The organism is Plantactinospora sp. GCM10030261 (genome assembly GCF_042666615.1).
Lineage (GTDB): Bacteria > Actinomycetota > Actinomycetes > Mycobacteriales > Micromonosporaceae > KBS50.
In genome coordinates, this window is record NZ_JBHTDD010000032.1 from 44,798 (window position 1) to 68,678 (window position 23,881).

The window sequence follows — 23,881 nt, forward strand, 5'->3', positions numbered from 1 at the left end:
TTAGGGCGCGCCGGACTCCACCAGGCCCGGATTGATCACCCGTCCAGAGTCTGGGACGTGTAGTCTCGCGCGGTGGCTGCTGCGCTGGATGGGCTTTTCGACCGGTTGGAACGCTTCTATGACGCGGTCCCCCGGGACGGTGCACGCGCGGAGGATATCGGCGGTCTGGTCCTGTTCGTCCGGGACGCGGCCGCCGGCTGGCCCTATTACGCGCGACCCCGGTTGGCCGCGGTCGACCCGCCGTCCGCGGCAGATGTCGCCGCGGTCCGTGCCCGCCAGCGCGATCTCGGCCTTCCCGAGTCGTTCGAGTGGGTGCACGAGCGCACCCCTGAACTGCTCGCCGTCGCTCGCTCGGCCGGGCTGTCCGTCCTGGAGGCGCCCCTGATGGTGCTGGATCCGGCACGCCTGCCGAGCCCGGCCGAACTGTCCGACGTACCGGTGCGGATCCTGGACCCGGCGTCCGCGGACTTTCCGGCCGACGTGGCGACCCGGCGGGCGGTGGCGGCCGTGGGATTCGGGCACGCCGGCACCGGTCAGGGTGACGCCGGCCCGGCCGAGCGGGACGCCGCCCTGGTGGACCTGACCGCGCCCGAGATCGAGGAGGAGCGCGGTCGCACCGAGGCCGGTCGCCGGCTGTCAGCGCTGGCGGTGGCTCCCGGCAACGGCGCGGTGGCGAGCGGGATGGCGATGCGGGTCGACGACGTCGCCGAGATCGCCGGGGTGGCCACGCTGCCGGCGGCCCGTCGGCGTGGGGTGGGCGCCGCGCTCACCGCCGCCCTCGCCGAGCGGCTGCTCTCCGGGGGCACCGACTTGATCTTCCTGTCCGCGGGCAGCGAGGAGATCGCCCGGGTGTACCTGCGAGCCGGGTTCCGGCGGGTCGGCACGGCCTGCATCGCCGAACCCGCGGCGGTCATCGGCTGACTCGCTCGACCTCCCGCTCCTCCGCGCACCGCGCCCGCGCGGCCGGGGGGTGGGTCCGACCGCCGGTGATCGATGCGGCCTCATGCGGCGCGGCACCGGTCCCGCCGATCCCCCCGGTGCCGGTCCCGCCGACACCGCCGATCAGGGTGTCTATCGACGCCCCCCGCCCGTGCAGCACCGCCCCCGAATAGGCGGCCGGTCCCAGGTCGGCGAGCAGAGCGGCGGCCACCGCCTCGGTCGCCGGCCGTTCGCAGGCCGGCACCGGAGCGCCGATCTCCTCCCGGATCCGGGTCGCCCCGCCGAGCAGTGCAGCCGCCCGCGGCCGGTCCTGCTCCACCCGGGCGACCTCGGCCAGTGCCTCCAGCACGCTCGCGGTTCGCCAGCGGTCGCCCACCGAGCGATGCGCGGCGAGGCTGGCCAGCAGGTGGGCCTTGGCCCGCGCGGTCCGCCTGGCCCCGAGTTCCACCAGGCCACGCAGGTTGTGCGCCCAGCCCACCCCCTCCGGGAAGCCGATCGTGGCGTACCGGCGCAGGGCCGCGTCCAGCAGCGACGCCGACCGGTCGGGATCACCCCGGTACAACGCCACCGCGCCCAGGTTCATCAGCGCGGTGGCCTCCGCCGCCACATCGCCGAGCCGGGCGAACCGCCGCAGGCTGACCCGCAACCGGGACTCGGCCCGATCGAGATCCCCTGACAGCCAGGCGGTGAAGCCACGCAGTTGGACAGTCTGTGCCTCGCCCCACTCGTCGTCCCCGTCGGCGAACAGCGCCGCCGCGGCGGCCAGGTGCGCCGCGGATTCGGCGTACCTGGCCTGCTCCCGGGCCACCGAGCCGAGGATCAGCTCCACCCGGGCCTCACCGGTCCGGTCGTCCGTGACCTGGCAGGCCGCCCGGGCCACCGCGGCGTGCCGGGCGGCGGTCGGGTAGTCGCAGAGCAGCATGGCCAGCATGGCGGCGGCGGTGGCCGCCCCGGCACGCAGTGCGGCCGGGGCCTCCCGATGCCGCTCCAGTGCCGCGTCCAACCAACCAAGTCCCTCCCGGTAATGGCCCTCCAGCCGCCAGTACCGGGACAGCGCGGCGGCCAGGCGCAGGTCGCCCCGCCCGTCATCGTCCACCGCCAACCAGCGCATGGCCGCCCGCAGGCTGGGCTCCTCGGCGCGCAGCCGATGCAGCCAACACTCCTGCCCCGGCCCCTGCAGCCCACCAGCGGCCCGCTCCGCGAACGCGACGACGAACCGCGCATGCGCCCGGCGGGCGGCCGGCTCGGCACCGCTGGCGGTCAGCCGAGCCAGGGCGTGCCGGCGGACCGGCACCAGCATCCGATAGCGGGTCGGCCGCGTCGGATGGTCTGCCGGCAGCGGCGCGACCGGTGGTGGCCGGTCACCGACGGGCGGCGCGCCACTGCGGAACTGCTCGGCGTCGTTCACCGGCGTCACCAGCGAGGCGTCGACAAGCGAGGCCAGCGCCCGAGCCCCGGACGCTCCGCGCATCGCCCTGATCGTCTCCAGGTCGAACCCCACGCCCACCACGCTCAGCCATTCGAAGAGGGTCCGGGCTTCGGGGTCGAGGTGCCGGACGCTGGTCTCCACCGCGGCGGCGACGGTCCGGTGCCGGCTCGGTGCCGTCGGATCGGGGCTGCGCAGCAGCAGCGGGTCGGCCGCCGTCCGCCGGACGATCTCGGCCACGCTCAGCGTCGGCGTCCACGCCGCGGCCAACTCGATAGCCAGCGGCAGACCATCCAGTTCGGTGCAGAGCCGCACCACCGCGTCCGCGCTGTCGGCGGTGACCGGATGGCCGGAGCGGGCCCGGGCCCGCTCCAGGAAGAGCCGGGTTGCCGGATGCAGAGCGAGGTCGGCGAGGGTGTATCCACGGCCGGGCACCGGCGCCGCCAGCGGTGGGACCGGGACCAGCCGCTCGCCGACGACACGCAACGCGATCCGGCTCGTAGCCAGCACCCGCAGGCGCGGGCACCGGCGCAGCAGGACCCGCAGCACGGCGGCGCAACCAATCACCACCTGCTCACAGTTGTCCAACACGAGCAAGGCCGAGGCGTCGGCGAGAGCGTCGACGAGGGCCTCCGCCGATCCGGAATGGTCCGGTCCGGGGCGTACGCCGAGGGAAGCGGCGATGGCCTCGGCCACCCGTGTCGCGTCGTCCACCGCGCTGAGGTCGACGAACCACGCCTGGCCCGCGGCGGCCCGGTGCGCGACGGCAAGCGCGAGCCGGGTCTTGCCGGAGCCGCCGGTCCCGGTGAGGGTCGTCAGCCCGGGCCCGGTAAGCACCCGCTCCACCGTGGCCAGCAGCGCCTCCCGGCCGAGTAGGGAGGTCATCGGGACCGGCAGGCGGGGGGGCACCACCCGGGGCCGGTCGCGGCCGGTCACGCCGGAACCGGTCCGGCGGTCGCCGAGCACCCCGGTGCCACCGGCCCGTCCGGCCGCCGACCCGCCAATGACGCCGATCCGGTCGGCGGATCCACCGCCCGCCCCGACCGATCCGGGCGACACACGGCGATCCGGTTCGTCCACCGGGTCGGGACGGGCCCACTCCTCGACGAGGTCGCCGCGCTGCGCGGCACGAGCGAGCCGGCGCACCCGCTCGCCGGGCTCCACCCCCAGTTGCTCGCGAAACGTCCGTTCGGCCTGATCGGCCACCTCGGCGGCAGCCCGCCGGCCGTCGGCCAGGAAGGCCGCGGTGAGGAGCAGTTCCCACAATCGGGTGCGCAGCGGATGGTCGATCAGAGCGGCCAGCAGCTCGGCCCTGGCGCGGGCGGCCACGGCCACTGCCGCGTCGCCCTCGGCGACCACCGTCCGGTCCGCGATCGGACCACCCGCGGCCTGGTACGCGGCCGCGGCGAGGCGCAGCTCGCACTCCCACCGGTCCTCCACGGCGGCCACCCGAGCCTGCGCCGATCGCATCGCGCCGACCGACAGCCCACCCGGCGACGGGAACTGGCCGCCGGCCGGGGCGGTCAAGCCGCTCAGCCCGGGTGGCGCGGCGGTCGAGCCGGGCGGCGCGGCGCCGGGTGGCGCGGCGGTCGAGCCGGGCGGCGCGGCGCCGGGTGGCGCGGCGGGCCACAGCAGCAGCGCCGCGCGGAACAGTCGAACCGCTGACATCAGGTCACCGGCGGCCATTCGACCATGTGCCCGGCCGACAAACTGGTCGAACTGACGGGCGTCCACCGGTCCGGGGAGGCGGACGTCATCCGACGACCGCCCCAGGGGGCGGGCCAGCGGCGGGCGATCAAGATCATACCGCACGGGAGTCCTCCCCTCACTCCCGGTAATTGTGGCCCGCCGCTACCGGGCGATCGCCATCCGTTCGGACCGGGTGGCCCGCCAGAACGCCTCGATCCTCCGCCGAAGGTGCCGCTGAGCAGGGAAAACGTCGATCAACACCGCAGGGGTCGGGTCAGGCGGGAGGACGCCACTGCGCCGCGACATCGGCGGCACTGCCCATCAGCCGAGGCGTGAGGGTGCCGAGGGCCACGTCCCGGGCGCGCAACGCCAACCGGCCCCGGGTACGCAGCACCGCCGACATCCGGCGGGACTGGCGGACCATGGTGGTGACGCGGGGTAGCCGAAGCCTGCTGTACGACCCGATCGCGGCACACAACTGCTCGCCTGGCGAGGCCGGCGCGACCAGGGCACCGAGCGTCGCCGCGTCCTCGAACGCGAGACAGGCACCCTGCCCGAGGTGATGCGGCATGGCGTGGGCGGCATCGCCGAGCAGCACCACCCCTCCGTCGCCCCCCGGAAAGCCGAGGCCGCGAGGCAGCGGACGCAGCTCCCGTACCTCCTGTTGGATCAGATCCTGCGGGTCGGTCGCCGCCAGCAACTCACCGACCGGGGACGGCCAGCCAGCCAGCCAACGACGCAGCAACGCGAGCTGGGTCGCCGGCGGCTCCGGGCGCGCGGCACCGGCGGCGGTCACGGTCCAGTAGATGCCGCCCCTGGTCGATCCACCGGAGGAGCCCCGCTCGCCGAGAGACGCGGCGACGAAACGGTAGCCGGAACCCAGCACCTCGCCGCTCCACACGTGCGTGTCGGTGGACAGGTCAGGCGCCCGGTACCACGGAATGACAGCGCGGAACGCCGCGCACCCCGTGCTGACCACCGTGGATTCCGGTGCCAGCCGGCGACGGACCGGACTGTCGATGCCGTCGGCGGCCACCACGAGGTCCGCCGCGAAGGTGTACCGCCCGTCGGTGACGGCCGGCCGGTCACCGAGATCGGCGCGGGTGACCCGGATCCCGGTGCGGATCTCCACCCGTTCACCCAGCCCAGCGACGAGCGCGTCGTGCAGGTCCTCCCGGTGCACCAGGACCGGGACCCGATCCGCGGGCACCGGTCTGGGCTTCACGAGCCAATGCCCGTCCGGACGGCGTACCCCGCCCGCGGGCAGCGGGCTGGCGATCGCCTCCAGTCCACCGCCCAGACCGAGCGACTGCAACGCCCGGATGCCGTTGGGCCACAGCACCAACGCGGTCCGGTCGGCCCGCACCCGGTCCGCGGCCTCCAGCAGGGTCACCTGCCAGCCGGTGCGGGCGAGCGCACCCGCCGCCGCGAGACCACCCACGCCGGCGCCCACCACCACCGCCGTCCGCATAGGTGCGGTTCCTCCGCTCAATAGTCCTGGTCGGCAGCGCGGGGTGCCGGAGGGCCGACCGCGGTCCCGGCACCACCCGCCGGGGCATCGGGCCCGTCGGCGTCGGTCGCCCGGTCCGCGGTGTCGCCGGTAGCCCGACGGCCCGACCGTGCCGAGGCACGGTCGGCGGTGTCGCCGGTCTCCGGCTCCGGCTCCGGCTCCGGCTCCGGCTCCGGCTCCGGCTCCGGCTCCGGCTCCGGCTCCGGCTCCGGCTCCGGCCCCGGCCCCGGCCCCGGCCCCGGCTCCGGCTCCGGCGGAACCGTGCCGCCTTCCCGGTACGCGGTGAACTCCGCCTCGCTGGCCACCCGGTACCGCACCGGCGGTGCGGCGGTGGTCTTGCGGGACACGTCCAGCTGGGACACGTCCGAGGTGGCGGGTCCGCCGGCTGGAGCGGTCTCGGGCGGTAACGGAACCACGTACTCACGGGGGCCACGCACCCGCAGGAAGTAGATCAACGCCGCGATGAAGACGAGGGCGGCGGTCCACACGTTGAGCCGGACCCCCAGGATGCGGTTCGCCGTGTCGTCGCGGATCATCTCGATCCAGAACCGGCCGGCGGTGTAGCCCATCACGTACAGCGCGAACGCCCGCCCCCGGCCGAACTTCCACCGCCGGTCCGCCAGGAACACCAACGCCGCGACGGCGACGTTCCACAACAACTCGTACGCGAACGTCGGATGGTAGAGCCCAGGTTCCAGGACCGGCTCACCGTTGCTGTCCCGCAACGCGTGCCCCGGGTTGTACCCGTCCATCTGGTGCACCTCTAGGCCCCACGGCAGCGTCGTCGCACGGCCGTACAGCTCGTTGTTGAACCAGTTGCCGAGCCGGCCGATCGCCTGGGCCAGCGGCAGGCCCGGAGCCAGCGCGTCGGCGACCAGGCTGAGTGGGATGCCGAGTTGGCGGGCGGCGAACCAGGCACCTAGCGCCCCGCCGGCCACCGCGCCCCAGATGCCCAACCCGCCCTGCCAGATCTTGAACGCGTCAAGCGGCACGCCGCCCTCGCCGAAGTACTCCTGCGGCGAGGTGATGACGTGATAGATGCGGGCGCCGATGATGCCTGCCGGCACCGCGTACAACGCGATGTCCAGGACCGCGCCCGGCGCGACCCCGCGACGTCGCATCCGGATCTCGGTCACCACCGCCGCGACGACGATGCCGAGCACGATGCAGAGCGCGTACGCCCGGATCGGAATGGGCCCGAGCTCCCAGACCGCGGTGGTGGGGCTGGGTATTGCCGCCTGTGGCTGCGGTGAAGCGAGAGTCACGGATGCACACGCTACCGCCGCACCCCGCAACCATGGCACCCCGGGCGTGCGACACGTGCCGGCTGACTTACCGGAGCAGCGGCCGTACCCTCGGGAGTTATGAACTCGCTCACATCCGCGGTCGCCGCGGTCGTTACCGACGACGCCGGCCGCGTGCTGCTCTGTCAGCAGAGCCAGGGACACCGCCGCTGGGGTCTGCCGGGCGGCCGGATCCGACGCGAGGAAAGCCCGATACACGCCGCCGAACGGGACATCCTCGAAGAGACCGGCATGGCGGTGGAGATCGTCGACCTGGTGGGGATCTACCACCTCACGGGCGACGGATCCGCCGCCGGGCCCCCCGCACTCCCGGCGCAGCCCGGTGGCGGCGGGACGTCGGTCGGCCCCGGTCACCGCTCCGGCAACGGCCGTCACCGCGCCGGCCGGCCCGCGAGCCCACTCCCGGACGTGTTGGTGCACGTCTTTCGTGGCCGGGTGCACGGCGCCGAGGCGACCGTCAACGCGCCCGGTCGGATCTGCCGGCTCTCCTGGCATGACCCGGACGACCTGCCCCAGCCGATGACGCCGACCACCCGGACGGCGATCGCGGACGCCACCGCCGGCCGGTCCGGGGTACTGCGGAACGTGCACCGGGACGCCGAACCGGAACTGCCCGAGGCCACCGACGCACCCCCACCCCCCACCCCCCTAACCCCCCTCACCTCCTCGCCGATCTAGGGCAGATGGTCGCTTGTCGATCTCCAATCACGACCATCTGCCCTAGAGCAACGGCGGGCGCGGGGGGCGGGGGGCGGGTCAGGCGCGGGTGCGGACGCCCTCGGCCAGTTCGGCGCTCAACCGGCGCAGCGCGGTCAACCCGGCAGCCTGATCGGGAGCGTCCAGCACGCAGCGGACCAGCGCGCTACCCACGATCACCCCGTCCGCGTACGCGGCGACAGCGGCTGCCTGCTCGCCGGTGCCGACGCCGAGTCCGACGCCCACCGGCAGGTCACTGACCTCCCGAACACGGCCGACCAGGACGGGCGCGAGATCGGAGGTGCTCTCCCGGGCGCCGGTCACGCCCATCAGGGCGGTCGCGTAGACGAAGCCCCGGCAGTGCCCCGTGGTCATCGCGATCCGGGCGTCGGTGGAGGACGGCGACACCAGGAAGGTGCGGTCCAGGTCGTACGCGTCGGAGGCGGCCAGCCACTCGCCGGCCTCGTCCGGGATCAGGTCCGGGGTGATCAGGCCGGTGCCCCCGGCGGACGCGAGGTCCCGGGCGAACCGGTCGACGCCGTACCGCTCGATCGGGTTCCAGTAGGTCATCGTGACGACCGGCGCGCCGACCGCCGCCACCGCCTCGATGGCGCGCAACGTATCGGCGGTGCGCACGCCGCCGGCCAGGGCGATGTCGCTGGCCTTCTGGATCACCGGCCCGTCCATCACCGGATCGGAGTACGGGATCTCCACCTCGATCACGTCGACGCCCGCCTCGACCATCGCGGTCATCGCGGCGATGCTGCCCTCAACCGTCGGGAACCCCGTCGGCATGCAGCCGATCAGCACGGCGCGGCCCTCGGCGCGCGCCTTCTCGAACGCCACCGCGATGCTCACGGGCTCACATCCTCCGTTCGCGACTGCGGGGCTCGCAAACCCGGCTCACTCCTCGCGCTCACGCCGTCTCCTCGTCCAGCAGGCCGAAGTAGGTGCCTGCGGTGGACATGTCCTTGTCACCCCGGCCGGACAGGTTGATCACAATTGTCGGCTCCCGGCCCAGCTCGTCGCGGAGCGCCGGGATGATCTTCACGACGCCGGCCAGGGCGTGCGCGCTCTCGATGGCGGGGATGATCCCCTCGGTGCGGCACAGCAGCCGGAAGGCCGCCATCGCCTCGGCGTCGGTGACCGGGGCGTACCGGGCCCGCCCGGTGTCGTGCAACCAGGCGTGCTCGGGGCCCACGCCCGGATAGTCCAGCCCGGCGGAGATCGAGTGTGACTCCCGGGTCTGCCCGTCGGCGTCCTGCAACACGTAGGTGCGGGCACCGTGCAACACTCCCGCGGAGCCGCCGGTGATGCTCGCGGCGTGCCGGTCGGTCTCCGTCCCCTCGCCACCCGCCTCGAACCCGTAGAGCCGAACGCTCTCGTCCCGGATGAACGGGAAGAACATGCCGATGGCGTTGGATCCGCCACCGACGCAGGCGGCCACCGCGTCGGGGAGCCCACCGACAAGGTCGCGGCACTGGCGGCGGGTCTCGTCGCCGATGCCGCGCACGAAGTCGCGGACCATCGCCGGGAACGGGTGCGGGCCCGCGGCGCTGCCGATCAGGTAGTGCGTCTTGTCGACGCTGGCCACCCAGTCCCGCAGCGCCTCGTTCATGGCGTCCTTCAGCGTGCGCGAACCGCTGGTCACCGGCACCACGGTGGCGCCGAGCATCCGCATCCGGGCCACGTTGACCGCCTGCCGCTCGGTGTCCACCTCGCCCATGTAGACCACGCACTCCAGGTCGAGATACGCGGCGACGGTGGCACTGGCGACGCCGTGCTGGCCGGCCCCGGTCTCGGCGATGATGCGCGGCTTGCCCATCCGGCGGGTCAGCAGCGCCTGGCCGAGCGCGTTGCGCACCTTGTGCGCACCGGTGTGGTTGAGATCCTCGCGCTTGAGCAGCACCTGCGCGCCGACCTTGGCGGACAGCCGTTCGGCCCGGTAGAGCGGCGACGGGGCGTTGGCGTAGTCGCGCAGCATCGCGGCGAACTCGGCCTGGAATGCCTCGTCGGCCACCGCGTGCCGGTACGCCGTGTCGAGTTCGTCGAGCGCCGCGACCAGCGCCTCAGGGACGAAACGGCCGCCATACCGGCCGAAGTGCCCGGATTCGTCGGGCAGCAGGCCGGCCGCAGCGGCCAGGGCGGTGGCGCTCATCGGCGTCGGTGTCCTCTCGCTCACGGCGGGACGAGCCCGCCGGTTCCCGGGTGGGTTGTTGTCGGCGAGCGCACCGCGTTGTGCGCGCCGGTCAGCGCACCGGCCGTGGCGTGGCCGGGTGGTTACCGGCGTTCACCAGTTCGGCCACCGCCTCGCGGGGGCTCTTCTGGGTCACCAGCCCTTCGCCCACGAGCACCGCGTCGGCGCCGGCCGAGGCGTACCGGATCAGGTCGTGCGGCCCGCGCACACCGGACTCGGCGATCTTCACCACCCCGCTCGGCAGTCCCGGCGCGATCCGCTCGAAGACGGACCGGTCGACCTCCAGCGTACGCAGGTTGCGGGCGTTGACCCCGATCACCCGTGCTCCGGCGTCCAGCGCCCGGTCCGCCTCCTCCTCGGTGTGCACCTCGACGAGTGCGGTCATCCCGAGCGACTCGACCCGTTCGAGGAGCCCGACGAGGGCGTTCTGCGGCAGCGCCGCGACGATCAGCAGGACCAGGTCGGCACCGTAGGCGCGGGCCTCGTGCACCTGATAGCTGGAGACGACGAAGTCCTTGCGCAGGATTGGGATGTCCACGGCGGCGCGCACCGCCGTGAGGTCACCGAGCGAGCCGCCGAACCACCGGTTCTCGGTGAGCACGCTGATGCACCGGGCGCCGCCCGCGGCGTACTCCACCGCCAGGCTCGCCGGGTCGGCGATCGGGGCGAGTTGTCCCCGGGACGGGGAGGAGCGCTTGACCTCGGCGATCACCGCGACGCCGGAGCGGCGCAGGGCCGCGTACGCGTCGATGGGTGGCTGCGCCTTGGCCGCCTGCTCGCGGACGAGCTCGAGCGGAAGCTGGCGCCGTCGCTGCTCGACGTCCTCACGGACCCCGGCCAGGATCTCGTCGAGCACACTGCCTGCCGGCGTCGACGTCCGGCCGTCGCCTTCCTCGTTCGCTTGCTCAGCAGTCACCAACGGAATCCCCTCTCCGGGTGTCATGGGCCGATGTTATGGGGCACCGCCGGGGCGGTAGAGCAGGGGGTATGGCGTCGCTCACCTGACGCGTTGCGGCATAATGGGCCACTTTTGGTGAGTCCCGCATCACCGAACGCCACGGGGAGTTCATCGACGATCACCACATCGTGAGGGTACGCCCGACGGCCCGACATGGCATCGCCGCGCCCAATTCGGTGCGCGTCCGCCGCGCGGGGTGGCCGGAACTTCCCGGCCGCGGGGGTGTCACCGGTCGGAAACACCGGACGGGCAGCATCGGCGTTCGGCAGACTCGACCCGGGGCCCCCGGGTCCGGGTCGGAGCGGCGGGAGTGAAAATGGCTGTACGCACTGTTTCCTCCGACCCATCCGGTGTTTACCGTTCGTCCGGCTATGCCCTGTCGCGAGCCGTCGTGTCGTTGGCCATCGGGTTGGCCCACGCGGTCGACCGGGCCGTCGGAGGTGAACGGCGTACCCGGGTGGCGTGGCACAACGCGTGGGCCGCGGTCCGCGCCGACCGGGAGCGGGCACGTCACCGGGAGGAGCTCCGGCTGGCGCTGCGCGGAAGGACCCTTCCCGACACATAGCGTCGACAGGCCCCCGCGCTCAGACCGTGGGATCCTCGCCGCGGTCGATCGCGTCCCACGCCTGCCGGGCCCGCTCCGGCTCGACCCGACCACCCGGCGCCAGAGCCTCCGATCCTCCCGGGGCGGAGGTCCGCTCGTAGCGGGCCCCCATCACCGGCCAGCGGTGACCGTACCGGACGGCGGCCACCGCACCCGCCGTTGCCAGCAGGCCCCCCAGCAGGCACAACACCGGCCAGCCGGGCCCGACATCGGCACGGCCGAGCAGCGCGTACCCGCCGCCCACGGCGACCGCCACGCCGACCAACGCGAGCAGCACCCCGACCGCTCGCCGTACCCGCCCCCGGGTGGCGAGCACGGCCGCGGCGCCGGCCAGCGCGACGACGGCCAGCGCCGGCAGCCAGGGCAGCAGCTCGGCGCCGGTCCGGGCGATTTCCCGATCCGGCAGCGGTGGCCGCGCCAGCACGTCGACCGACCAGGTGCGGGTGCTCGCGTACAGAGCCAGGCCGCCACCAGCCAGGCCGGCGAGCGCCGCGTACGCCAGGCCGCGCGGGCCTGCCAGACCCGCCGCGCCGGGACGGTCCGTGGCGGTCCCGCCATCCGGCGCACGCTCGCCGGCCACCGGGCTGGCCGGTGCACGCTCACCGGTCACCGGGCTGGCCGCAGTGTCTCGGCGGCGGCGATGGCGGCGAGCACGGCGGCGGCCTTGCTCCGTGTCTCCCGGTCCTCGGCGTCCGGGTCCGAGTCGGCTACCACCCCGGCCCCGGCCTGGACATACGCCCGGCCGTCCCGGATCAGCGCCGTGCGGATGGCGATCGCCATGTCCAGGTCACCCCCGAATCCGATGTAACCCACGGTCCCGCCGTACAGGCCCCGGCGGGCCGGTTCCAGCCCTTCGATCAGCTCCATGGCCCGCACCTTCGGCGCCCCGCTGAGCGTGCCGGCCGGGAAGGTGGCCGCCAGCGCGTCGAACGCCGTCCGGTCCGACCGCAGCGTGCCGACAACCGTGGAGACGATGTGCATGACGTGGCTGTACCGCTCAATGGTGGCGAACTCCGGCACCTCCACGGTGCCCGGTAGGCAGACCCGGCCCAGGTCGTTGCGACCCAGGTCAACAAGCATCACGTGCTCCGCGCGCTCCTTGGGGTCGGCGAGCAGTTCGGCGCCGAGCCGGGCATCGGCCTCGGGGTCGTCGCCGCGCGGTCGGGTCCCCGCGATCGGGTGCAGCATCGCCCGGCGGCTGCCGTCACCGACCGCGGTCACCTTCAGATGGGCCTCGGGCGACGAACCCACGATGTCGAAGGCGTCGAAGCGCAGCAGGTACATGTACGGGCTGGGATTGGTCGTCCGCAGTACCCGGTAGACGTCCAGCGGATCCGCGTCGGTGGTCCGCTCGAAGCGCTGGGACACCACGATCTGGAAACACTCCCCGGCGCGGATCGCCTCCTTGGCCGTCTCCACCGCCTTCTGGTACTGGCCCGCGGGGGTCCGGCTGACCACCGCACCCACCTCGGTACCGGACACCGTCGAGATCAGCGGCGGATTGGGCCGGGACAGCGAGCTGGTCATCGCGTCCAACCGGCCGACAGCGTTGTGGTAGGCGGCCCGCACCTGGGACTCCCGGCCCGGCTCGTCCAGGGCCGGCAGGACGGCGTTGGCGACGAGGATCGCGGCGGAGTCGTAGTGGTCGAGCACCACCAGGTCGGTGGCGAGCATCATGCCCAGCTCCGGCACGCCCAACTCGTCGGGGGCGGTGTTCGGCAGCCGCTCGAAGCGGCGGATCAGGTCATAACCCAGATAGCCGACCATTCCACCGGTCAGCGGCGGGAGCCCGAAGGTGCTGGCACTCGGGCCGGCCAGTGCTGCGACGGTGGCCCGCAACACGTCGACCGGGTCACCGTCCGTGGGCAACCCAGCCGGCGGGGTGCCGAGCCAGGCCGCCCGGCCGTCCCGCTCGACCAGGGTGGCGGCGCTGCGTACGCCGATGAACGAGTACCGCGACCAGGCGATGCCTGCCGGGCCGGCCCCCTGCTCGGCGGACTCCAGCAGGAAGGTCCCCGGGCCGCCGGCCAGCTTCCGGTAGACCCCCACCGGGGTCTCCCCGTCGGCGAGCAACCGCCGGGTCACCGGCACCACCCGCCGGTCGGCGGCGGCGGCCAGGAAGGCGCCCTCATCAGGAAGCACCGCGCCGCTCGTCATGCCGGCCCCGTCCCGTCGGCCGTCGGCGCCTCGACCCCACCGGCGGCCGGGGTCTCGCGGCCGGTTCCGGTCGGCGCCCCCAGCCCGGTCGGCGTCCCGGCGTCGGTCGGCGCCCCCAGCCCGGTCGGCGTCCCGGCGTCGGCCGGCGCCCCCAGCCCGGTCGGCGCTCCAGTTCCGCCGCTGACCGGCAGTTCGGTGAAGAAGCAGGTCCGCTCCCCGGTGTGGCAGGCCGCCCCGACCTGGTCGACGCTGACCAGCACGGCATCGCCGTCGCAGTCCAGCGCCACCGAGCGGACGAACTGGTGGTGCCCGGAGGTGGCGCCCTTCACCCAGTACTCCGCTCGGCTGCGGGACCAGTAGGTGGCCCGACCGGTGGTCAGGGTGCGGTGCAGCGCCTCGTCGTCCATCCACGCGACCATCAACACCTCGCCGGTGTCGTACTGGCAGACCACGGCGGTCACCAACCCGTCCGGGCCGCGCCGCAGCCGGGCCGCGATCGCCGGGTCGAGCGCCGAGGGTCGGACCGGGCCGCCGGCGGCCGATTCGCCGGGGTACGGCGAGAGTTCAGGTACGGACACAGTCACCAAGTGTCTCGCATTCGTCCGGGTGGTCGTCGCCCGGGCAGCCGGACGGCGCTTCCCGACCGCCTCGATCCGTGCTGGCCACGCGGTACGGCACAAATGGTCACGCTGGAACATCGCCGCTGCCGGTCGATCGTCGAAGGAGCTGGCCTTCGTGCCGCTGCCTCGCGCGCACGTCGGGGTGCCGGCCACCCGGCTGAGACGCCGTGCCGGGACGAATGGCTCACCGGCTCGTAACTCAGGCAGGCACGTCGTCCCGGATCGGCGACAAGCCGGCACGCCGGCACGCGGCGGCGGCAAAGGCGCGGATCACCGGGTGCGGCCGGTCGGTCTCGGCGAGTTCGGGCTGGAACAGGGTGCCCAGGAAGAACGGATGCTCAGGTAACTCGGCGATCCGCACCGCGCCCTGCTCGTCGTGTCCGCTGAAGCGCAGCCCGTTCCGTGCCAGCAGATCGAGGTAACGGGGGTTGGGCCCGTACGCGCAGTGATAGCGCTCCATCGTCTGGTCGGCCCCGATGATCCGTTCGGCGAGGGTCCCGGGCATGGTTCGCACCGTCCCCTCGTGCCCCACCAGTGAGCAGGACAACGGCTCGATCACCAGGTCCTCGGCCGCCGGGTCGTTCTCGGCATGCCCGGCCGTCGCCAGTCCGCACACCGCCCGGGCGTACTCCAGCAGCGCGTGCTGGAAGCCACCGCAGGTGCCGAGGAACGGGATCCCGCCGGTCCGCGCGGCCCGGACGGCGGCCAGGGCGCCGGCCTCGCTCTCGTATGGGCTGCCGGGCAGCAACCAGATCCCGTCGAACCCGTCGAAGGCGTCCGCCGTGCGCACCTGCGCCGTAGGGATCCAGTAGACGTCGAGGTCAAGGCCGTCGGTGTGTCGCAGGGCGGCGAGCGCGGCCGGGGCGCGGGTGTGCGAGCGGACGTGCGGCGAACGGTCGCCCACCAGGGCGACGCGGGTGCTGATGACCATGCACCAATGCTTGTCCCCGCTCGGGCATTAGCGCCAACGATTCTTCGTGATGGCGCTATAAGCGACACTGATGCGGTGGATCCTCAATGGTTACGCACCCTCGTCGTGGTCGCCCGGACCGGCTCGTTCTCCGCGGCGGCTCGGGAGCTGGGTTACACCCAGTCCGCGGTCTCCCAGCAGATCGCCGCGCTGGAAGCCGATCTGGGCACGCCGCTGCTGGGCCGGCGACCGGTCGTGCCCACGGAGGCCGGGACCCGACTGCTGGAGCACGCCGGTCCGATCCTCCTCCGGTTGGACGCGGCCCGCGCCGACGTGACCCGGATGGTCGGCACGCCGCCCGAAGCGCTCACCCTCGGCGTCACGCCGCTCGCGTTCGCCGCTCCGGTCGCGGCGGCCCTCGCCGACGTACGAGGTCGGCGGCCTCGACTCGACGCGTCGGTACGCGTCACCGGTCGTACCGCGGTGGTCGCCGACGTGGCCACCGGCGCCGTGGACCTCGTCCTGACGGACGGGGTGGCCGCGCCGAGCGACCCGCTCCGGCTTCCCGGCGCGGACGCGCTCCGCCGGGCGCGGGTGACCGAACGGCCACTGGCGGTCGCCGTCCCTTCCGGCCATCCGCTGGCCGGTTGGGCCGGCCTGCGCCTGCCAGACCTGGTCGACGCCAGGTGGATCGAGGCCCCCGACGTGGCCGCCCCACTGGGGATGTTGCGTGCCGCGGTCGGCGGTGACGGGTTCCGCCCGGCCCTGCGCTACACCGGCACGGACGTCGCGGGACTGTTGACCCTGGTCGCCGCTGGGCACGGGCTCGCCGTGCTGCCGACCGGGCCCTGGTCGGCGAACTCGGTAGCCGGCACGGCGGACCCGGGCCAGTCCTGGACCGGCGCGGTCGGTCCGGTCGCGGGCTCGGTCGTCGCCGTGCCGCTGCGGACGCCACCGCTGGTGCACCGGATCGAGCTGCTGCACGGCCACCTGGCCTCGCCGGCGGCTCGCTGGCTCGCCGCCGCGCTGATAGATCGACTCGATGTCGGCGCAGGAGCGGGGTCCGGCCCAGGCGGACACCCCAATGACGCCGTCGTTGAGTCGATCGCCAACGGCCCGGAGCACTGAGTCGTGAACAACGGCGGCCGCAAGCACCGAGCCGGCAGCGCTGAGCCGGCAGCGCCGAGCCGACCGGACGGACCTGACGGTCGCGTACCCGACGGATCGTACCGACGTGCTGATTGCCCGGCCGGACTATTTCATCTACCGTTGAGTTCAACGATTGGTGAATTACTAGGGAGGGCCGATGTGAACACCGCGATCGAGGTCCGGAACCTCCTCGTACGGCGCGGCAAGCGCCCGGTGCTGCACGGTTTGGACTGCGCGGTCCCGCGGGGGCGGGTGACCGGCCTGCTCGGTCCGAGCGGCAGCGGCAAGACCACCCTGATGCGGGCCATCGTCGGCGTGCAGTTGATCGCCGCCGGCACGGTCATCGTGCTGGGGCAACCGGCCGGGTCGGCGGCCGTCCGCCGACGGGTCGGCTACCTGACCCAGGCCCCCAGCGTGTACGCCGACCTCACCGTCCGGGAGAACGCCCGGTACTTCGCCGCCCTGCACGGCGTACCGGCGGGCGAGGCCGACCGGGCCGTCGCCGACGTCGGCCTGGCGAACGCCCGCGGTCAACTGGTCGGCACACTCTCCGGGGGGCAGCGCAGCCGGGCGTCCCTGGCCTGCGCGATCGTGGGACGGCCGGAAGTCCTGGTGCTCGACGAACCGACGGTCGGTCAGGACCCGGTGCTCCGCGCCGAACTCTGGGCGATGTTCCACGAGATGGCCGCCGGCGGCGCCACCGTGCTGGTGTCCAGTCACGTGATGGACGAGGCCGCCCGGTGCGACCGGCTGATGCTGATCCGGGAGGGCCGGCTTATCGCCGACGACACCCCGGACGCCGTCCGGGAGGCGGCCGGCACCGTCGACCTGGACGAGGCGTTCCTTCGACTGATCAAGGCACGGGAGACCACCGAGGGGTCCGAGCCGGCCGGCGGGACCGAGCGGACCAACGGCTCCGGACCGGCCAACGAGACCGAGCCGGCCAACGGGAGCGGGCCGGCCGAACACCCGGGGAGGGTGGCGTGAACCCGACGATCCTGGCCGTCACCACCGGCCGCATCCTGCGCCAGTTGCGGCACGACCGGCGCACCATCGCGCTGTTGGTCGCCGTGCCGGCGCTGCTGTTGACGTTGATCTACTTCATGTACGTCGACCAGCCCACCCGCCCGGGTCAGCCGGCCGTCTTCGACCGGGTAGCTCTGATCATGCTGGGTCTCTTCCCATTCGTGATCATGTTCCTCGTCACCAGCATCGCCATGCTTCGGGAACGCACCACCGGGACCCTGGAACGACTGATGACCACGCCCCTGGGCAAGCTCGACCTGCTCTTCGGGTACGGGTTGGCGTTCGGCCTCGCCGCGGCGGTCCAGGCCAGCGTGGCGGCCGCCGTCGCGTACTGGGTCTTCGATCTGGAGACCGCTGGCAGCACCGCGCTGGTGATCCTGATCGCCGTCGTCGACGCCGTGCTGGGGGTTGCCCTCGGACTGCTGGCCAGCGCCTTCGCTCGTACCGAGTTCCAGGCCGTACAGTTCATGCCGGTCGTGGTGATCCCGCAACTGCTGCTCTGCGGACTGTTCGTGGCGCGCGACCAGATGGCCGGGTGGTTGCAGGCCGTCAGCGACGCGATGCCACTGTCGTACGCGGTGGAAGCGCTCCAGGAGGTCGGCGCGCACGCGGACCCCACCGCGACCATGTGGCGTGACCTGGCCGTGGTCGCCGGCGCCGCGGTGCTGGCCCTGGTGCTCGCCGCCGCGACGCTGCGCCGCCGGACCGGCTGACCGCTGCCGACGGCCCGGTGACGACGGCACGGTGCCGGTGCCGACGGCCCGGGGCAAGGTGACGACTGCCCGGGGCAGGGTGCCGACGGCACGGAGCGGGTGACGACGGCACGGGCCGGCTCACCGAGGAAAACGGACGAAGGACGAGGATGACGCGACGCACCGGACGGCGGCCCGGGAACCCGGACACCCGGGAGTCGATCCTGACCGCCGCCCGGGCGGCGTTCGCGGAACGGGGCTTCGACAAGGCCTCGATCCGGTCCATCGCCGGCACCGCCGGGGTGGATCCCGCTCTTGTGCACCACTACTTCGGCACCAAGGACCAGCTCTTCCTGGCGGCGATGAACTCGCCGATCGATCCGCGGGAACTGCTGCCCGAGGCCCTCGCGGGCGGCCGGGACGAGTTCGGCGAACGCATGATCCGGCTGTTCCTCGGCGTCTGGGACTCCCCCGCCGGCAAGGCCGGCATCGCGCTGCTGCGTTCGGCCGTCTCCAGCGAGTGGGGCGCCAGGCTGATGCGGGAGTTCATCTCGTCCCTGGTGCTGCGCCGGGCGCTGGAACACCTCGACCTCGACCCGGCCGAGGCCCCGCTGCGCGGCAGCCTGATCGCCTCGCAACTGGCCGGCCTGGCGATGATCCGGTACATCGTCCGGCTGGAACCGCTGGCCTCCGCCCCGCCAGAAACGATCGTGGCCGCCATCGGCCCCACCATCCAGCGGTACGTCACCGGACCGCTGGGAGAGGGCCGGTGACCGACCGGACGGGTCAGCGGGTCTGCTCCAGCCAGGAGGCGTACAGCAGACCGTAGATCGACGACGGATCGCGGACCAGTTCGTCGTGCGGTCCGCGCTGCACGATCCGACCCTTGTCCACCACGATCACCTCGTCGGCCGCCTGCGCCGTGGAGAGCCGGTGCGCGATGGCCACCGTCGTCCGTCCCCGGGTCACCGTGTCCAGGGTCCGTTGCAGCCGCACCTCGGTGGCCGGGTCGACGGCGCTTGTCGCCTCGTCCAGCACCAGCAGGTCGGGGTCAGCCACGTAGGCCCGGGCCAGGGCCACAAGCTGCCGCTCCCCCACGCTCAGGGCCTCGCCCCGCTCGCCCACCGGCGTGGCCGACCCGCGGGGCAGGCCACTGACCCAGTCGGCCAGGCCCAGCTCGACGAACGCGGCGTCCAGTTCGGCCTCGGTCATCTCCGGCCGGGCGAACCGCACGTTCTCCGCCACCGTCGCGTCGAACAGGAAACCATCCTGCGGGACCATCACCACCCGCGCCCGCAGCGAGGAGAAGCGCACCTGCTCCAGCGGTACGCCGGAGAGCAGGATCCGTCCGGAGGTCGGGTCCATCAACCGGGTGAGCAGCTTCGCGAAGGTGGTCTTGCCGCTGCCCGTCTCACCCACCACGGCCACCCGGGTCTTGGCCGGGATGTCCAGCGCGACATCGGAGAGCACCGGCGGACCGAGCACCGGCCCGTCCGTGCCGGTCGCCACCGGGTACGCGAAGCCGACGTCGGCGAAGCGCACGTCGAGCGGGCCGGCCGGCAGCTCGGTCCCCCGTTCCCCGGGGTCGGCGACATCCGGCCGCATGTCCAGCACGTCCAGCACCCGGCGCCAGCCGGCCACCGCGTTCTGCGCCTCGTTGAGTACCTCGGTGGCGATCTGGATCGGCTGGATGAACAGCGTCACCAGGAAGAGAAACGCGGTGAGCTGACCGATGGTCAGGCTGCCACCGGTGCCCAGCCACACCCCCAGGCCCACCACCGCGGCCAGCGCCAGGCCGGCGGCCAACTCGCCCACCGACGAGCCGTAGATGCTGATCCGGATCGCCCGCTGCTGGGCGCGCTGCTGCCGCCCGATCGCCTCGTTCAGCCGCGCCCCGGTGCGTCCGGAGACGCCGTACGCCCGGATCACGGAGGCCCCGACGACGCTCTCCGCAACCGCCGCCAGCATCGCGCCGGTCCGCCTCCGCACCTCGCCGTACGCACCGGCGAGGCGCCGCTGCAACGCCCGGATGATCAGCACCGCGGGCAGGAACGCGGCGAAGACGACAAGCGTCAACTGCCAGGAGTAGACGGCCATCACGGCGGTGGTCACCACGAGCTGACCGAGGTTGACCAGCAGGATCACGCCGCCCCACTGGAGGAACTGGGTGATCTGGTCGACGTCGCTGGTGACCCGGGAGACCAGCGAGCCGCGCCGCTCCGACTGCTGGTGCAGCATGGACAGGTCGTGTACGTGCCGGAAGGCCCGGATCCGCACGTTGGCCAGCGCGGTCTCGCTCACCGTGAACAGCCGACGCATCATCAGATAGCCGCACACCGTGGTCACCACCAGGACCCCGGCGGTGATCGCTACGACGGTGGCGATCACGTCCAGCCGCGGCCCGCCGGGCACGGTGAGGCCGCGGTCGATGCCTTGTTGCACGGCGATGGGGACGGCCACCCGGCCGACCATCGAGACCAGCGCCAGCGCGAGGGTGCCGGCCAGCCCTCGCCGCAGCTCAGGCGACAGTGCCAGGCCACGCCGTACGGTCTGCCAGGCACTCTCGGTCCGCTCGGCGGAATCGATCGGCTCGGTCACGGTGTCCTTCCGCTCGTCCTCGGGCTCGGCCGCCGTGGTGGTCATCGAGTCACCTCGGCACCGAAGTCGACCAGGTTCGGGTCGTCGTCCCGCCCCCGCTCCGCCTCGGCCTTCTCGTACGCGGTGACCAGGTCGGCGTACCCGGTGACGGTGGCCAGCAGCTCCGGGTGCGTGCCGCGGGCGACGACCCGGCCGCGCTCGACGTAGACCACCTCGTCGGCGAGGGCGATGGTGGCCCGACGGTACGCCACCACCAGGATGGAGGCGGCCGCGCCGCCGGCTGACGACCCCCGCAGCGAGGCCAGGATGGCCGCCTCGACGCGCGGATCGACGGCGCTGGTGGCGTCGTCGAGCACCAGCAGGCGGGGGCGGCCGGCCAGCGCCCGGGCCAGGGTGAGTCGCTGCCGCTGGCCACCGGAGAGCGAGGTGCCCCGCTCCCCGACCATGGTGTCCAGGCCGTCGGGCAGGGCGGCCACGAAGCCGGCCGCCTCCGCCAACCGCAACGCGGCCCACACGTCGTCGTCGCTGATGCCCGGCCGATCCAGGGCGATATTGGCCCGGACCGTGTCGTCGAAGACGAACGGCACCTGCGCGACGAGGGCGGTGGTGGCGCTCAGCGAGCCGGCGGTGAGCGTCCGGACATCCACACCGTCCAGCCGGACCGCGCCATTGTCCGGGTCGACCAGCCGGACCGCCAGCGAGGCGATTGTGGACTTGCCGGAACCCGTCGGCCCGACCAGCGCCACGGTGCGCCCGGCCGGCACCTCGAAGGAGACCTCGTCCAGCACCCGCGGCGAGGTCGTCGCCGCGTCGGCCGGCTCGTAGCCGAAGTCGACCTCGTCGAAGGTGAGGGCGGCGGGAGCGCCGCCGGCCCGGTCCAGTTCCGCGTCGCCGTACCGCATCTGGCCCGTTGCCGTCAGCACGGCCTGCACCCGGTCCCAGCCGGCGACGCTGCGCGGCAGCTCGGCCAGCACCCATCCGATGGCCCGGACCGGGAAGGCCAGCACGGTGAACAGGAATGCGACGCTGACCAGCTCGGTGACGCTGATGGCGCCGTCCCGGAGCCGGAAGGCCCCGACGACAAGCACGGCGAGCGTTCCGACGCTGGGCAGCGTCTCCAGCAGGGGGTCGAACGCGCCCCGCAACCGGCCGACCGAGATGAGCGAGTCCCGCAGCTCACCGGCCCGCTCCGCGAACCGCGTGGTCTCCTGCGCCTCCCGACCCATCGTCTTGATTACCAGCGCACCGTCGAAGCTCTCGTGGGCGATCGCGCTGACCTCAGCCCGCATCCGCTGAGCGCGGGCCTGCCGGGGAGCCATCCGGCGGGAGTAGACGACGTTCAGCGCGAACAGCGCCGGAAAGACGGTGAGTCCGACCATTGCGAGCACCCAGTCGGTGACGAACAACGAACCCACCGCGGCCACGAGCATGACCAGGGTGCCGACCGCAAACGGCAGCGGCGCGATCGGATACCAGGCCGCCTCGACATCGGAGTTGGCGTTGGACAACAGCGTTCCCGTGGCGTTGCGGTGGTGCCAGGCCAGCGGCAGCTCCAGGTACCGGCCGGTGACTCGGCGCCGGTACGCGGCCTGGAGCCGGAACTGCATGTAGCCGGCACCGAGGCGCCGGCCGAAGATGCCGACCACCCGCAGTCCGCTGATGCCGAGCAGGGCCGCGGCGCTCCCCGCGACCAGTCCGACCTCCAGCCGGCCGTCCTGGAACGCCGGCACGACAACCGTGCCGACGATCCACCCGACGACGTACGCGTTGGCGATGACCAGCAGGCTGAACAGGACGCTGCCGCCGACGGCGGCGGCGAAGATCCGTGGTTGCTCCCGGACCGCCACCCCCAGCACCCGCAGGCCCCGGATGAGCACGTCCCGGCTTGTCTTGTTCGCTCCCACACGCTCCCCCGCCGTAAGCCGCAAAACTCCACCCTCATCCTTACCGCTTGGCGCGCTCGGTAACGACCCGTTATCCCCTGTGTCGGCTGTCACAGCGGATCTGCCGGGTCGGCGCGCCACACGGTATGGTGAGCGCGGGTGGTGCGCCCGCCCGCGCCCGACCCGGTCGCCCACGCCGACCGCGTCGTCAGGCCAAGAGGCTCCGACTCAGCGCTCGCGGACGGTGCTGCGATCTGTGTCCGATTCGGTACGAGCGTGGGTCGAGGCCGGAGGACTGACTTCATGGTTGACGGTACGTCTCGCAGCCGCCCCCGCCCGGACCGTGCCCGCAAACGGGCCATCCGGATGTACGCCGCCCAGGCGGGGCTGGCCTACTCGGTGGCCGCGCGCCAGGTCACCGCCGCCGCGTTGGCGCCCGGTGAACTGCTGGCCTGCCACGGCCGGACGGTCTATCCACGGCATCTCGCGGGCCTGCCCCGCTGGTCGATCCCGAGCCGCGAACGGCGCTCCGGGCAGGAGCGGGCCCGGGACGCCCGGCTGGCGGCCGTACTGCCCAGCGGGCGGGCCCGACACCTGGTCGACCGGTTCCCGCCGGGGCGCGGCCGGGCCGGCACGGGCGCCGGTTGGCTCTACTTCGGGCCGGGTCGGGAGGACCTGCTCGCCATGCTCTATCTGGTGGTGGGACACGAGGCACCGGGTTTCGTCCCGCCGCTGGGTGACCTGTCGTGGACCGCGCAGTTGGCCGAGGAGACCGCGCTGGACACCGTCTGCGCGGAGTTGGACCGGCTGGTGCGGCTGACCATCGATGCTGGCCCGGCGGAGCGTTGGCGGCGGGTCGAGACCGCCCTGGCCGCGGCATCCCGGCACCAGGACTGGCTGGTCCGGTACGACGCGGAGCGGCTGACCGCGATCTGGCGGGTGGCGATGACTCCCCGGGAAGGTCGCGACGGGGAGCCGTACGTGGTGCGGGCGCCGTGGGACGGTGTGCGGCAGGTGCTCGACGCGCTGCTCGTGGTCGCGGAGGACGGACACGCGCCGGGCACCCGGATCCGGCTGGCGGCGCCCCCGCTGCCGCGCCGGGAGGGGACGATCGTCGGTGCCCGGTGGGCTCTGGTAGGGCCACCGATCGGCTACGAGATCGTGCTTGACGGTTCGCACGTCCGACGTTCCGTTCGACCGGAGGACCTGGTGGTGCTGCCCGATCAGGAGGCCGACGGCCCGGCTCAGCGGGCACCGGGCCCGGTCCGGACCGGGCCTGCCGGCCAGGGCTGAGCCGGTCGGGACGTCGAGGCGGAATCCGCGGCCGGGCCGGCCGCGGATTCCGCCTCCGCTCAGACCCGATCCAGGTCGGCCGGTACGGCGTCGGGGACGGTGAACCCCTTCTCGACGGCCCGGAACATCAGCGTGGACTTGTCCACATCCTCCGGGTCGCCCTCGCAGTCGACGACCACGATCTGCCCCGGCGTCAACTCGTTGAACAGGATCCGCTCCGACAGGTTGTC

At 73.4% G+C, this 23,881-nt stretch carries 18 protein-coding genes and 3 pseudogenes; 8 read left to right on the forward strand and 13 right to left on the reverse strand.

Going from position 1 to position 23,881, the window contains the following annotated elements:
- The first annotated feature begins 72 nt into the window (after window positions 1–72).
- Window positions 73–921 (forward strand): GNAT family N-acetyltransferase, encoded by an 849-nt coding sequence (locus tag ACFQUZ_RS27760; protein WP_377447415.1) that lies wholly within the window; start codon window positions 73–75, stop codon window positions 919–921.
- Here the strand turns inward: ACFQUZ_RS27760 and ACFQUZ_RS27765 are convergent.
- The 3 genes from ACFQUZ_RS27765 to lgt form a co-directional block, all read right to left on the reverse strand.
- The gene (locus ACFQUZ_RS27765) at window positions 911–4,033 is read right to left on the reverse strand and encodes a BTAD domain-containing putative transcriptional regulator (RefSeq protein WP_377447417.1); all 3,123 of its coding nucleotides are present in this window, start codon (window positions 4,031–4,033) and stop codon (window positions 911–913) included. The two genes, ACFQUZ_RS27760 and ACFQUZ_RS27765, sit on opposite strands and share 11 nt — an antisense overlap.
- 295 nt (window positions 4,034–4,328) lie before the next feature.
- Window positions 4,329–5,525, reverse strand: a complete 1,197-nt coding sequence (locus ACFQUZ_RS27770) for an FAD-dependent oxidoreductase (protein ID WP_377447419.1) — start codon at window positions 5,523–5,525, stop codon at window positions 4,329–4,331.
- Between the two features lie 17 nt (window positions 5,526–5,542).
- Window positions 5,543–6,829: a prolipoprotein diacylglyceryl transferase gene (gene lgt / locus ACFQUZ_RS27775; protein ID WP_377447421.1), complete on the reverse strand. Its 1,287-nt coding sequence runs from the start codon at window positions 6,827–6,829 to the stop codon at window positions 5,543–5,545.
- Window positions 6,830–6,928: 99 nt separating this feature from the next.
- Between lgt and ACFQUZ_RS27780 the strand changes: the two genes are divergently transcribed.
- Window positions 6,929–7,546 carry an NUDIX hydrolase gene (locus ACFQUZ_RS27780; RefSeq protein ID WP_377447423.1) on the forward strand — a complete coding sequence of 206 codons (618 nt, stop codon included), beginning with the start codon at window positions 6,929–6,931 and terminating at the stop codon, window positions 7,544–7,546.
- Between the two features lie 78 nt (window positions 7,547–7,624).
- Here ACFQUZ_RS27780 and trpA read toward each other — a convergent pair whose 3' ends face one another.
- The 3 genes from trpA to trpC all read right to left on the reverse strand — a co-directional run bounded on the left by trpA (window position 7,625) and on the right by trpC (window position 10,617).
- Complete coding sequence (gene trpA / locus ACFQUZ_RS27785) at window positions 7,625–8,422, reverse strand: tryptophan synthase subunit alpha (protein WP_377447424.1); 798 nt, start codon at window positions 8,420–8,422, stop codon at window positions 7,625–7,627.
- 58 nt (window positions 8,423–8,480) lie between these two features.
- On the reverse strand, window positions 8,481–9,722 hold the full coding sequence (gene trpB, locus ACFQUZ_RS27790) for a tryptophan synthase subunit beta (protein WP_377447425.1): 1,242 nt from the start codon (window positions 9,720–9,722) through the stop codon (window positions 8,481–8,483).
- A gap of 91 nt (window positions 9,723–9,813) precedes the next feature.
- Window positions 9,814–10,617 (reverse strand): indole-3-glycerol phosphate synthase TrpC, encoded by an 804-nt coding sequence (gene trpC, locus ACFQUZ_RS27795; RefSeq protein ID WP_377447449.1) that lies wholly within the window; start codon window positions 10,615–10,617, stop codon window positions 9,814–9,816.
- Window positions 10,618–11,035: 418 nt separating this feature from the next.
- Here trpC and ACFQUZ_RS27800 point away from each other — a divergent pair, with 418 nt between their 5' ends.
- Complete coding sequence (locus tag ACFQUZ_RS27800) at window positions 11,036–11,284, forward strand: hypothetical protein (RefSeq protein ID WP_377447427.1); 249 nt, start codon at window positions 11,036–11,038, stop codon at window positions 11,282–11,284.
- 19 nt (window positions 11,285–11,303) lie between these two features.
- Here the strand turns inward: ACFQUZ_RS27800 and ACFQUZ_RS27805 are convergent, their stop codons facing one another.
- From ACFQUZ_RS27805 to ACFQUZ_RS27820, 4 genes and pseudogenes are all read right to left on the reverse strand, one after another.
- Window positions 11,304–11,903 carry a Trp biosynthesis-associated membrane protein gene (locus ACFQUZ_RS27805; RefSeq protein WP_377447451.1) on the reverse strand — a complete coding sequence of 200 codons (600 nt, stop codon included), beginning with the start codon at window positions 11,901–11,903 and terminating at the stop codon, window positions 11,304–11,306.
- A gap of 26 nt (window positions 11,904–11,929) precedes the next feature.
- Window positions 11,930–13,480 carry an anthranilate synthase component I gene (locus tag ACFQUZ_RS27810; RefSeq protein ID WP_377447429.1) on the reverse strand — a complete coding sequence of 517 codons (1,551 nt, stop codon included), beginning with the start codon at window positions 13,478–13,480 and terminating at the stop codon, window positions 11,930–11,932.
- A 167-nt stretch (window positions 13,481–13,647) separates the two neighbouring features.
- Window positions 13,648–14,058 (reverse strand): annotated as a pseudogene (hisI, locus tag ACFQUZ_RS27815) (phosphoribosyl-AMP cyclohydrolase); the annotation flags it as partial.
- A gap of 241 nt (window positions 14,059–14,299) precedes the next feature.
- Window positions 14,300–15,031 (reverse strand): hypothetical protein, encoded by a 732-nt coding sequence (locus tag ACFQUZ_RS27820; protein WP_377447430.1) that lies wholly within the window; start codon window positions 15,029–15,031, stop codon window positions 14,300–14,302.
- A gap of 75 nt (window positions 15,032–15,106) precedes the next feature.
- On the opposite strand from ACFQUZ_RS27820, the gene ACFQUZ_RS27825 reads away from it, so the two are divergent.
- The 4 genes and pseudogenes from ACFQUZ_RS27825 (at window position 15,107) to ACFQUZ_RS27840 (ending at window position 18,650) form a co-directional block, all read left to right on the forward strand.
- Window positions 15,107–16,138: a LysR family transcriptional regulator gene (locus tag ACFQUZ_RS27825; protein ID WP_377447432.1), complete on the forward strand. Its 1,032-nt coding sequence runs from the start codon at window positions 15,107–15,109 to the stop codon at window positions 16,136–16,138.
- A gap of 180 nt (window positions 16,139–16,318) precedes the next feature.
- Window positions 16,319–17,050: pseudogene (locus ACFQUZ_RS27830) on the forward strand (ABC transporter ATP-binding protein); the annotation flags it as partial.
- 92 nt (window positions 17,051–17,142) lie between these two features.
- On the forward strand, window positions 17,143–17,898 hold the full coding sequence (locus tag ACFQUZ_RS27835) for an ABC transporter permease (protein ID WP_377447434.1): 756 nt from the start codon (window positions 17,143–17,145) through the stop codon (window positions 17,896–17,898).
- 149 nt (window positions 17,899–18,047) lie between these two features.
- Window positions 18,048–18,650: a TetR family transcriptional regulator gene (locus ACFQUZ_RS27840; RefSeq protein ID WP_377447435.1), complete on the forward strand. Its 603-nt coding sequence runs from the start codon at window positions 18,048–18,050 to the stop codon at window positions 18,648–18,650.
- 13 nt (window positions 18,651–18,663) lie between these two features.
- Here the strand turns inward: ACFQUZ_RS27840 and ACFQUZ_RS27845 are convergent, their stop codons facing one another.
- Window positions 18,664–20,520, reverse strand: coding sequence for an ABC transporter ATP-binding protein (locus tag ACFQUZ_RS27845; protein WP_377447437.1), 1,857 nt, complete (start codon window positions 20,518–20,520; stop codon window positions 18,664–18,666).
- Complete coding sequence (locus ACFQUZ_RS27850; RefSeq protein ID WP_377447452.1) at window positions 20,517–22,352, reverse strand: ABC transporter ATP-binding protein; 1,836 nt, start codon at window positions 22,350–22,352, stop codon at window positions 20,517–20,519. The genes ACFQUZ_RS27845 and ACFQUZ_RS27850 overlap by 4 nt, the downstream gene beginning before the upstream one ends.
- 309 nt (window positions 22,353–22,661) lie before the next feature.
- Between ACFQUZ_RS27850 and ACFQUZ_RS27855 the strand changes: the two genes are divergently transcribed.
- Window positions 22,662–23,651: a hypothetical protein gene (locus tag ACFQUZ_RS27855; protein ID WP_377447439.1), complete on the forward strand. Its 990-nt coding sequence runs from the start codon at window positions 22,662–22,664 to the stop codon at window positions 23,649–23,651.
- A 59-nt stretch (window positions 23,652–23,710) separates the two neighbouring features.
- Here the strand turns inward: ACFQUZ_RS27855 and ACFQUZ_RS27860 are convergent.
- A pseudogene (locus ACFQUZ_RS27860) lies at window positions 23,711–23,881 on the reverse strand (AAA family ATPase); the annotation flags it as partial.